This window comes from Actinophytocola sp. (assembly GCF_035712165.1).
GTDB lineage: Bacteria > Actinomycetota > Actinomycetes > Mycobacteriales > Pseudonocardiaceae > DASYTH01.
Genome location: NZ_DASTBH010000099.1, coordinates 1 through 10,851, shown reverse-complemented (window position 1 = coordinate 10,851; position 10,851 = coordinate 1). Strand labels below are relative to the sequence as shown.

The window sequence follows — 10,851 nt, the reverse complement described above, 5'->3', positions numbered from 1 at the left end:
GGCCCGCGGCGCCAGGGCGGGTGCGGCCGCGCCGGACATGGCCAGCCCGCACACCTCGCAGAACTCCTCGTCGGCGGACGGATGACCGCTCGGGCAGGTGGCCACCGCGGTCAACCCCCGGCCGTGTTCTTGCCGACGCGTTTGGTGACCGTGGACCGGGTGTCGAGGGTCATCTCGTCGACGGCCGCCACGTTTCGCTTGAGCCGCACGGTGCCGGTCTTCGGGTCGTCGATGTCGACGACCCGGTCCAGCAGCCGGACGGTGTCGGTATGCCCGGACTCGGTGGCCAGCGCCACCGCCCGGCCCAGCTTGGCGGTGGCCCGCTCGACGTCGCCGCTCTTGCGCGCCTCCAGCCCCTCCTGGATCGCCGCGGCCAACTCGGCCTGCCCGGTGTAGTGCGCCACCTCGGGACTGATCTTCGTGGACAGCACGGTGTCGTCGGTCCAGATCGCCAGGATCTGGCCCTTGCCGACCACCTCGTTGGTGCTGGGCACCACCATGCTGACCCGGCCGGCCAGCATCTTGTCGCCGACACCGGCCGGGTTGACCTCGATGCACACGTGGTAGTCGCGGGTTTCCGTGCCCCACGAGCCGGTCGGGTAGTCACCGCTGCGCGGAGCGGACTCCACCCGCCGGTCGGTGAGGTCGGTCAGGGTCGGCTCCACCTGCTTGACGAACTTGACCGTCGCGCCCTGCGGGGTCCACAGCCGAAGGGACACGTCGGAGACCGCCTTGCCCATGGCCGCCGTGGCCATGGCGCGGAAGTCCGCCTCCAGCCCCGCCGGCTCGGCCACGATGTCGACGGTGCCCAGCAGCGCGGTGGCGATCTCGCGTAGCTCCTTGACCTCCCAGTCGGTGCCCACGCCCCGGCAGTCGCAGACGAAGTGCCCGGTCACCGCCTTGATCGTGCGGGACAGCTGGCGCGGCGTCTCGTGCATGTTCTGCCCGTCGGTGAGCAGGATCGCGTGCCGCATCGCGGTGGGCTGCCCCACGAACAACGCGTCGGCCAGCTGTAACCAGGCCCCCATCGCGGTTCCGCCGTTGGCCCGCAGCCGGGACACCGCCGCCTTGGCGTCCGCCCGGCTGGTCGGGTTGGCCGGCACCAGCTCGGCCCGGGGCGGATAGACCACCCGGGCGGTGTCCGTGCCGGCCACGACCGCGAAGAGCACCCCGTCGCGCAGGGTGTCGATCGCCGCCGCGGTCGCCGCCTTGGCCGCGGCCAGCTTGCTCGCCGGCACGTGCATCGACCCGGAGCAGTCCACGATGATCACCTCGGCGGCCGGGCCACCGCTCTCGGCCACCGCCGGCCCGCCGGTCGCGGCGACCGTGACGATCGCGTTGACCTCCCGGGCTCCTTCGTACAGGTACTCGTTCTGGTAGACGTCGAGTTGGAAGGCGGTCATCTACTGCCTCCTCGGCGGGAACGGGATCACCACGACCGTGACGTTGTCGCCGCCGCCGAGCTCGAGCGCGACGGAGGTCAGCTCGGCCGCGGCGGTCAGCGGGCCTGATCCGGCGGGCAGCCGCGCGGCCAGCTCGTCGGCCTCGCTCACGTAGTTCCACAGGCCGTCGCTGCACAGCAGCACGACCCCCGGTCCGTCCGGTTCCAGGGTCGTCACATGCGGTTCGACGTCGCCGGCGTCCGCGCCGATCCAGGACGACAGGGCGTGCGCCTGGAACACCCGCGCCGCCTCGTCGGCCGGCATCCCCCGGTCGACCAGCTGGGCCATGATCGTGTCGTCGACGGTGAGCTTGCGGGAGTCGGTGCCGCCCCCGTTGGTGCGCAGCCAGTAGGCCCGGCTGTCCCCGACCCAGCCGACCGTCACCCGCTGCGGGGTGACCACCGCCGAGACGAACGTGCAGGACGGCGCCGTGCCGGGCCGGTCGCGCTCGGCCAGCCCGGACACCGTGCTGACCGCCGCGTGCACCGCCGCGGCCGTGACCTCGGCCGGGTCGGTCTCCGCCAGCACCGCGTCGACCAGCACGTCCAGCGCCGCGTCGGCGGCCGCCTGGGAGGCCTGGTCGGCCCGCTCGGTGGAGGCGACGCCGTCGCACACCACGGCCACCACACCGCGCGGGGCGGCCGCGTCGCCGACCCAGGCGAAGGCCATCGAGTCCTCGTTGCGGGACCGGGACAACCCGCGGTCGCCCACCCCGGCCACGAGTTCGAGGTCGCACTCCATCCGGTCCCGCCCAGCCGGCTGGGACCGCCCGCACCGCTCGCAGAACCCGTCCGGGCTGAGCTCGGTCGCACCGCAGGCGACACAGGCCGCGCCGGGCGCCCCGAGCGCGCCGCCGACCGGGGTGCGGTGCACCAGCAGGTCCGTGCCGCACCCCTCGCAGAACCGGTCGGCCCGCCCCACCGGCTCGGCACAGCCCGGACACAGCTGCTGATCTTGAGTCATACCCACGTCCTCGGCCGGATCTCGTTCGCGCGGTCGACGAGCGCGATGCGCTCCTCGGTGGTCGACGCCTGCCGGGCCAGGGCCCGGTAGCAGGCCTCCAGCCCGAACCGCAGGTCCGCCTCGGCCAGCGTGCGGTCCAGTACCTTCCCGGTGCCGGTCCGGCCGGTCAGGACCCAGGACAGCGCCGCCTCCAGCAGCTCCCGGCTGGCCTGCGTACGACGCTCGGCGTCCAGCTCCAGACCGCGTAGCCGGCCACCGGCGGCGACGAGGTCCTGCTCGGTGAGCGCCTCGACCGGTGCGCCGCCGGTCTGCGCGCGGATCGCGGCGAGCTGTGCGGTCAGGTACTGGCTGGAGCTCTCCGGCACCGAGCGCAGCACCTCCACCGCCTCGGCCCGTTCACCGCGCCGCAGCAGCACCCGGGCCAGCCCGAAGGCGGCGGACAGGTAGGACCGGTCGGTCCGCCACACCGTGCGGTAGTACCGGTCCGCCAGTTGCGCGTCGCCGGCCGCCTCGGCGCACACCGCCAGGGCCAGCTTCGGCGCCGCCTCGCCGGGCACCGCGGCGTAGACCGCGTCGAACGCCGCCCGGGCGTCCCCGACCCGCCGGCCGGCCAGCGCCGCGAGCCCGCGGTACCAGGCGACCCGCCAGTCGGTCTGCTCCGCGACCGACCGGAGCTCGTCGTCCGCCGCCGTCAGGTCGCCCAGCTCGATCAGCGCCCGGGCCATCCGCAGCCGGACCTCCACGGTGAACCGTGGCGCGTCGGCCAGCTCGTCGATCAGCCGGCGCGGGTCGTCCGCGGTGACCGTGGCCAGGAACGCGGCGGCCGGGTCGGCGCCGTCCACCCGGGGCACCGGCAGCGCGTCCACCACCGCTGCCGGGTCCAGCGGCACCTGGTCGGTGATGCTGGCCCGCACCCCGAAGCTGTGCCGTTCCGGGGTGAACTCGGCCGAGGGGCCGGGCCGGGGCTGGCCGTCCTGCGCGGCGAGCACCTCCCGCAGCACGCCGGTCAGCTGCTCCTTCATCTCCTCGGCCGAACCGAACCGGCGCGCCGGCTCGGTCGCCGTGGCCCGCGACAGCAGCCGGTGGTAGGACTCGAACTCGGCCAGCAGCGGCTCCTCGGCCGGGCTGGGCAGCCGGTCGCGGAAGTGGCCGCTGTGGAAGTCGAACGCCAGGGTCATCACCGCGAGCGCCCGGCCGACCGTGTAGATGTCGGACTCCACCGACGGTCCGGTGCTGGCGATCTCCGGCGCCTGGTAGCCGACCGTGCCGTAGACGGCGCTGAGGTCGTCGTCGGCCCGGCGCACCGCCCCGAGGTCGATCAGCTTGAGCTGCTCCTCGGTCTGGATCACGTTGTCCGGCTTGAAGTCGCAGTAGAGCAGCCCGACGCCGTGCAGGTAGCCGATCGCCGGCAGCACCTCGAGCGCGTAGGCGATGGCCTGGGCCAGCGGCAGGCATTCGCGCGGGCCGAGCTCGCGGCGGCGCTGTTTGAGGATCTCCTTGAGCGACTGGCCGCCGACGTACTCCATCACGATGTAGCCGGTCGCGCCGTCGCTGGACGGGTCCCGGTGCTGCACGAAGTTGTGGATCTTGACGATGTTCGGGTGCTCGACCTCGGCGAGGAACTGCCGCTCGGCCACCGCGGCGGCCATGGCGTCGGCGTCGCCGGTGTCCAGCAGGCCCTTGAGCACCACCCAGCGGTCGGCCACCGCGCGGTCCAGCGCGAGGTAGATCCAGCCGAGCCCGCCGTGCGCCAGGCAGCCGAGCACCTCGTACTGCCCGTGCACCAGTTCGCCGGGGGCGAGCTTCGGGGTGAACGAGTACCGCTGCCCACACTTGGTGCAGAACCCCTCCACCCGCCCGGGCCGGCCGTCCCGGCCCCGGCCCACCTTGGCCTGGCAGGCGCCGTTGCCGCAGAACCGTTTGCTCTCCGGCACTTCCGGGTCGGTCAGCACGGCGGTGCGCGGGTCGCGGTAGGGCACCCGGGGCACCTCGACCAGACCGGCGCCGAGCAGGCCGCGGTTCGACGACCGGGCCGACGAGCGCCGTGAGCCGCCGGTGACCGGGGCGGTCGGCCCCGAGGTCCACACCGTGGCGACGGTCGGCCGGCTGGCGCTGCCCCGCGCCGAGCCGGCGGTGGCCGGTTCGGCCGCGGCGACGGCCGCCGCGACCGCCGCCAGTCCGCAGACATCGCAGAAGTCGTCCTCGTCGAGGGTGCCGGAACAGCCGGGCCGGGGACAGCGGGTCATCGGGCCCCCTCGGTGACGGCCTGCTGGTAGCGGTTGACCGCCACGGTCGCCGCGGCGAGGTCGGTCGGGCGGGTGTAGAGCAGATCGTGCGCGGCGCCGTGCAGCGCGGCCAGGTCGAGATCCTCGGCCCGGCCCAGCCGGGCGGCTTTGGCGCGGTAGGCGTCCAACCGGCCGCGTAACTCCAGCCGCCGGTCCAGCAGTCCGGTGCGGGCCCGCAGCGCCCGGTCCGCCTCGACGGCGGCGCCGGCCGCCTGCGCCTCCAGCGCCTCGAACTCGGTGGCCAACTCGTCCCACGCGGCGTCGCGGCCCAGCGCGTGCGCCCGGTCCAGGCCGGCCCGCAATGCCGCGGTCAGGTCCGCCGCCGGCGCCAGACCCGGCCTGGCGATCTTGGCATGCACCTCGGCCTCGGCCGCCTGGGTCCGCGCCTGGGTGCGCTCGATCTCCTGCAGTGCCTCGGTGAGCCGGCCGATCCGTTCGTCGAAGCCGTCCCGCGCGGTGGTCACCCGGGCCAGTTCGGCGCGCACCGCGGCCAGGTCCGCCTCGATGCCGGCGAACAGTTCGCTCTGTCCGGTCTGGTCGATGCCCAAGGGGTCGGACACCGCCCGCTCGCGGATCTCGGCCAGCCGTTCCCGGAGCCGGGTCGGCTCGGCGAGCCGGCCCAGGCGCTCGGCCGTTGCGGTGACCGCGCGCAGTTCCGTCTCCAGCGGGTCGATCCGGCGCAGGAGCGCCGAGGTGACGGCGTCGACCTCGGCCAGGGTCGAGGTGGCCGTGGTGTAGGCGGCCTTCATCCGGGAGACCAGCTCCGGCAGGCTGATCCGCTCGACGATCACGCTCGGACCGGTCAGCCCACGCCGCTCGATCGGCACCTGCTGGGCGCCCAGTTCGACGACCTGGCCGGTGAGCAGCTCGGCGAGCTCGTCGAGGTCGTCCTGGCCGAGCCGGGACCGGCGGGCGCGGATCTCCCGGGCGCGCTCCAGCAGCGAACGGTAGAGCGCGAACTGTTCCCAGAGCGTGGCCATCGCGGTGCTGGTCTGTTCCCAGCGGGTGCGGGTCAGGCCGGTCGGGGTGGCGGCGCGCAGGAGTTGGTGGCCGGGATGGGAGTCCATGGCGACCAGGGCCTCGGCGATCCGGTCACTCTCGGCGCCGAGCCGTTCCAGTGCGCGGTCGGCCTCCTCCCGATCCAGCCCAGGTTCCGAGAGGTTCATCGCGCTCCCCACCTCTCCGGTATACCTGTGGCGGGGATGATCGTGTCACAGCGGCTGCCCGTTGGGGCGGGCCTTTGCGTTCCACAGGTCCGAACCACACACGATCACAACGCCTTTCCTGGAACATGGAGGGTGGCAGTCGGCTGGAGGGGACGGACATGGCTGGCGTGGGTGGACGGTCGCGGTGGGCGGTGCCGGTCGCTGCCGCTGCGCTGATCACCTCCGTGCTCGCGCCCGGTCCGGCGCTGGCCCACCAACCGACCACGGTCGCCGGTCTGCTGGGCCGCTACTACGACCTGTCCGCCGAGGCGGAGAAGGTCAACGAGCAGCTGCTGAAGGTCCAGGAACAGCTCGGCCGCAAGCGGGCCGCCGCCGCGTCGGCGACCGCGGCCGCCGAGAAGGCGAAGACCGAGGCGGACTCCGCGCGCACCCGCGCCGCCACCGCGCAGGCCGACCGGGAGCGGGTCACCGCGCTGCTGTCCGGCCAGCAGGACGTGCCCGGGCTGTCCGCGCTGATGAGCGGTACCAACCGGGACGACGTGCTCAGCCAGGTCGAGGCGGGGATGCTGGCCGGGCAGGTGTCCGACCGGGTCGCCGTGTACGGCGGGACCGCGATCGCCGAGGCGGACCGGGCGGCCGCCGACGCCACCCGCGCCTCCGACGCGGCCCGCGCGTCCGAGGCCGAGGTGGCCACCGGCGCGGCCAAGGTCGAGCAACACAAGGCCGAGCTGGAGAAGCAGATCTCCGAGGTGCGCGCCGCGCTCGACCGGCTGACCCCGGACCAGCGGGCGCTGCTGACCTCCAACGAGTTCAGCGGCGCGGACGTGCAGATCCCGGCCGGCGACATCGGGGCCGTGCTGCGCTTCGCCCTCAGCCAGATCGGCAAGCCCTACCTGTGGGGCGCGGTCGGCCCGGCCGCCTACGACTGCTCCGGCCTGATGCAGACCTCCTACCGGGTCGGCGGCATCGCCCTGCCCCGGGTGTCGATCGACCAGTCCGGTGTGGGCCAGCAGGTCCTGCGGCACGACGTCCGCCCTGGCGACCTCATCTTCTACTACCAGCCGGTCCACCACGTCGCCATGGCCGTCGACAACCTCCGGGCCCTGCACGCCCCCAGCTTCGGCCAGACCGTGAAGCTGGCCAGCATCGACGCCATCGGCCCGATCACCGTCATCCGCCGCGTGATGCGCTGAGCCGTGACCGGGTACCCCCTACGGGTACGCTGGAGGGATGCGCGGATACACCACCGACAAGGACGGGTACCTCAAGCGGCTGCGCCGGATCGAGGGCCAGGTCCGCGGGTTGCAGCGGATGGTGGAGAACGACGAGTACTGCATCGACGTGTTGACGCAGATCTCGGCGGCCACGAAGGCGCTGCAGGCGGTGTCGATCGGGTTGCTGGACGAGCACCTCAAGCACTGCGTCGCCCAGGCGCTCGCCGACGGGGGAGCCGCGGCCGACGAGAAGGTCCGCGAGGCCACCGAGGCGATCGCCCGCCTCGTCCGCTCCTAGTACTCCAGCTGTAGATCGTGATCTTCATGTCTGAGCTGCGGCCTGCCGCCGGTAGTGACTGGTGCGTGCTTGGGCTTGATGACGTCGTCTCCACGCGGACCAGCTCAGGCGGTGGGCCGCATCGGACAGCGGCTGGACGACGAGCGTGATGAACAGGTGCTGGATTTCGTTGCAGGTCAGCGGAATGAGGTCGTCGGGGGGCGGGCGGGTGTGTTCGTCGGCGCGTACGACGGCGAGGAAGGCGTGGGCGAGCATGGCGAGGGTGACCCAGCGGGACCAGGAGGGGTAGCGGCGGAGCTGGTGCTCGTCCAGGCCGGCCAGCCCCTTCTCGGTCTGGAAGGTCTCCTCCACCCGCCACCTTGATCCGGCGACCCTGACCAGGGTGGTGAGGGGGAACTGCCGGGTGGAGTGGCAGCGGTAGTAAGCGAGTTCACCGGTGCGGCGGTTGCGGCGGATCAGCAGCTGCCGGTGGCCGGGGCCGGGCTCAGCAAGGTCGATGACAGCCCAGTCGTAGAAGCGGTTGCCCTTGGCTCCAGCGCCGGCGGACAGCTTCTGCCAGGCCCGCTTCGGTACCTTCGCCGCCAATGCATCGGCACGGAAAATGCGCGCATTGGTGGTGACTTCGGCCGAGCAGGCCACCGCCAGGACATACTCCAAGCCGCGTTCTTCCAGGGTGGACCGCAGCTTCGGGTTACCGCCGTAGACTTCGTCCCCGGTGACCCAGCCGACGCGGTGTCCGGCGTCCAGGAATCGGGTGATCATGCGGGTGGCCAGTTCCGGCTTGGTCGCGAAGGCGGTGCCCTCGCCCAACCCCGCCGCCCGGCATCGGTCGGGGTCGCGGGTCCAGGACCGCGGGACGTACAGTTCGCGATCCACCGCCGCGTGGCCGCGCGTACCGGCATAGACCAGGTAGACGGCGACCTGGGAGTTCTCGATCCGTCCGGCCGTGCCGGTGTACTGGCGCTGGACCCCGACGGTGTGGATGCCCTTCTTCACATCGCCGGTCTCATCCACGACCAGAACCGCTTCCTCGTCGTGCAGGTGCTCGACGACGTAATCGCGGACATCGTCACGGACGGCGTCGGCATCCCATGAGGCCCGACACAGCAGATGCTGCATGCCGTGCGGATTCGCTTCCCCAACCCACTCCGCGATCGTCCAGCAGTTCTTGCGCGGCAGGTCCGACAGCAGGCCCAGCACCAACCGTCCAGCCCGCCACCGTGGTTCGACCCGGGCGAACCGTTCCGCGATACGGGCCATGGCCACCTCGAACGCCTCCCGCCAACGAACGGGATCTATGCTGTGACCCGCGGCCACCGTCTCATCGTTACTCCACACAAGTCACGATGATCAACGGTGGCCGGCCCCGTACCCGAACCAGGCCCCATCAGTAGGCCCGAGCACGCGAGTTGGCGAGTCCGAGCCCGCACTTCGTGTTCCGCTCGGGCGAACGTTACGGCTGTGCACTCCGACGGCGCATGGGTGGCCGATCGAGTATCTCGATGTACATGATCCGGCCGTCCACGATGTCCAGGATCAGCATGCCTTTCGAGGGCGAGAGAGGCACGCACCGATGGCCCGGGCCGTACGGCTGCCCCTGCGGATGATCTGCCGTCCGGATGCTCTGGCAAAAGTCATCGCCGCAGCCGCACTCGTCAACCAGACGCAGATCCCACGCGCAGATAGCCAGCTCGTGTTCTCCCTCGTCCTCCAGGAGGGCCCTCAGCTCGGCGATGAGATCCGGGAAGACGTCGCGAATGAGAGGGTGGCCCTGCTCCATGGGCGGAGGGTAGCCGGGGTGGCTGGCCGAACGCGATGACAGGGGGTCATCAGCCGCAGCAAGCAAGATCACGATCTACAGCTGGAGTACTAGTCCCGGCAATTCGGTAAGACCGCTCTTTCTTGCTACGGAATGTGGCTGAAAATAGTGCGAATTACCAGGGCATATCCAAAATTCCGGGCGGTAAACTACTCCAAACGAAGTAACCTGTCTGGACACTTCTGGCGGAACGTAGTTTTCGCAGGTAGCGGCCTGCTGGCCATGATCGGAAACCCCGTCATGTGCGGAACGCATCATCCCATGTGTGACACTCGCGTTCGCATTTAATGACGGCGCACACTATTACCGTTCGGGGTTCGGCGACTAAAAATATTGGTGCGCGGCAAAATCACTCCGAATCGGGGGCGGCATGACTCAGGCATACGAGGCCTACACGATGGCGGATCCGTCGTTCTACGACGCGATGCACTCTGAGCAAACCGCCGGCGCCTCCTTTGCCGCCGCCGCCCGCCCCCTGCCCGAGGGATGGCACATCAACCCTCAAGATGACTGGCTGGTGGTGGATCCGGGCACGTCAGAGCAACTGCCGCGGCAAGGCTGGAAGATCCACGCCTCGGCCACGCTGGACAACGCGGAACGTGTCATCGGCGCCATCTGGGACTATTGCGTGCCCCGCGGAATCGAGTTCAAGTTCCTCCGCTCCCGCAGCGCCCTCAATGCCCGTCTGTCCAAGTACGCCCCGCGTGGATCAAGCGGAAAGCTGGTTACCGTCTATCCGCCCGACGACACCGCCTGCGAAAAAATTCTGCGCGAGCTGGGCGAAATCCTCGACGGCGAACCGAATCCGTACATTCTGACCGATCTGCGTTGGGGCAAAGGTCCACTATTCGTCCGGTATGGCGCATTCGCCATGCGATACATGGTCGACGAGCGCGGCGTGCTGGTCGCGGCGATCGAGAACGGCGACGGCGAGCTGGTCAAGGACGACCGCAGCCCGGTGTTCGCGGTCCCGCCCTGGGTGACGCTGCCGGCGTTCCTCGAGCCGCACCTCGCCGCCCGCAACGCGGTCAAGATCACCGACCTGCCCTACACGATTGACCGGGTGCTGCACTTCTCCAACGGCGGCGGCATCTACGCCGGCACCGACACCCGCACCGGCGAGCCGGTGGTGCTCAAGGAGGCCCGGCCGCACTGTGGCCTGGACGCCTGGGCCGACGACGCGGTGACCCGGCTGGAGCGCGAGTACGAGCTCCTCGACCGGCTGGCCGGCATTCCCGGCATCCCCCAGGTCTACGACATCTTCGACGTCGGCGAGCACCGGTTCATGGCTATGGAGATGGTGGACGGCGAGGTGCTCAGCAAGGCCATCGTGTTGCGCTACCCGCTCACCGATCCGACCGCCGGACCGGACGACTACGCCAGCTACGCCGAGTGGGCCGTGGACATCCACCGACAGGTGGAGCGGACCGTGCTCGCCGTGCACGAGCGCGGCGTCGTCTACGGCGACCTGCACCTGCTCAACGTGATCGTCCGGCCGGACGGCACCGCGATGCTGCTGGACTTCGAGGTCGCCGCGCCGATCGAGAAGGCCGTGCGGCCGGGCCTGGCTCAGCAGGGCTTCGCACCGCCGCGCAGCGTCACCGGATACGACGTCGACCTGTACGCGCTGGCGTGCATGCGGCTGGCCCTGTTCCTGCCGATGA

9 protein-coding genes are annotated in these 10,851 nt (G+C 71.2%); 3 read left to right on the top strand and 6 right to left on the bottom strand.

The window, feature by feature from the left end; genetic code table 11:
* Nucleotides 1-110: 110 nt before the first annotated feature.
* The 4 genes from VFO68_RS05260 to VFO68_RS05245 are packed head-to-tail and all read right to left on the bottom strand — an operon-like array spanning nucleotide 111 to nucleotide 5,856.
* Nucleotides 111-1,403 carry a VWA domain-containing protein gene (locus tag VFO68_RS05260; RefSeq protein WP_325157014.1) on the bottom strand — a complete coding sequence of 431 codons (1,293 nt, stop codon included), beginning with the start codon at nucleotides 1,401-1,403 and terminating at the stop codon, nucleotides 111-113.
* Entirely contained in the window at nucleotides 1,404-2,405 is a 1,002-nt protein-coding gene (locus VFO68_RS05255; protein WP_325157013.1) for a PP2C family serine/threonine-protein phosphatase, read from the bottom strand.
* The gene (locus VFO68_RS05250; RefSeq protein ID WP_325157012.1) at nucleotides 2,402-4,651 is read right to left on the bottom strand and encodes a serine/threonine-protein kinase; all 2,250 of its coding nucleotides are present in this window, start codon (nucleotides 4,649-4,651) and stop codon (nucleotides 2,402-2,404) included. Before VFO68_RS05250 ends, VFO68_RS05255 begins: the two co-directional genes overlap by 4 nt.
* Nucleotides 4,648-5,856 carry a hypothetical protein gene (locus VFO68_RS05245; protein ID WP_325157011.1) on the bottom strand — a complete coding sequence of 403 codons (1,209 nt, stop codon included), beginning with the start codon at nucleotides 5,854-5,856 and terminating at the stop codon, nucleotides 4,648-4,650. Before VFO68_RS05245 ends, VFO68_RS05250 begins: the two co-directional genes overlap by 4 nt.
* A gap of 158 nt (nucleotides 5,857-6,014) precedes the next feature.
* On the opposite strand from VFO68_RS05245, the gene VFO68_RS05240 reads away from it, so the two are divergent.
* Both VFO68_RS05240 and VFO68_RS05235 read left to right on the top strand, forming a co-directional pair.
* Complete coding sequence (locus tag VFO68_RS05240) at nucleotides 6,015-7,049, top strand: C40 family peptidase (RefSeq protein WP_325157010.1); 1,035 nt, start codon at nucleotides 6,015-6,017, stop codon at nucleotides 7,047-7,049.
* 37 nt (nucleotides 7,050-7,086) lie between these two features.
* Complete coding sequence (locus VFO68_RS05235) at nucleotides 7,087-7,368, top strand: metal-sensitive transcriptional regulator (RefSeq protein ID WP_325157009.1); 282 nt, start codon at nucleotides 7,087-7,089, stop codon at nucleotides 7,366-7,368.
* A gap of 24 nt (nucleotides 7,369-7,392) precedes the next feature.
* On the opposite strand, the gene VFO68_RS05230 is transcribed toward VFO68_RS05235, so the two are convergent.
* Together VFO68_RS05230 and VFO68_RS05225 are read right to left on the bottom strand one after the other, a co-directional pair.
* The gene (locus VFO68_RS05230; RefSeq protein WP_325157008.1) at nucleotides 7,393-8,628 is read right to left on the bottom strand and encodes an IS701 family transposase; all 1,236 of its coding nucleotides are present in this window, start codon (nucleotides 8,626-8,628) and stop codon (nucleotides 7,393-7,395) included.
* Between the two features lie 193 nt (nucleotides 8,629-8,821).
* Nucleotides 8,822-9,148 carry a hypothetical protein gene (locus VFO68_RS05225; RefSeq protein WP_325157007.1) on the bottom strand — a complete coding sequence of 109 codons (327 nt, stop codon included), beginning with the start codon at nucleotides 9,146-9,148 and terminating at the stop codon, nucleotides 8,822-8,824.
* Nucleotides 9,149-9,557: 409 nt separating this feature from the next.
* Here VFO68_RS05225 and lanKC point away from each other — a divergent pair.
* The coding region (lanKC, locus tag VFO68_RS05220) for a class III lanthionine synthetase LanKC (protein WP_325157006.1) at nucleotides 9,558-10,851 on the top strand (1,294 nt) is incomplete at its 3' end.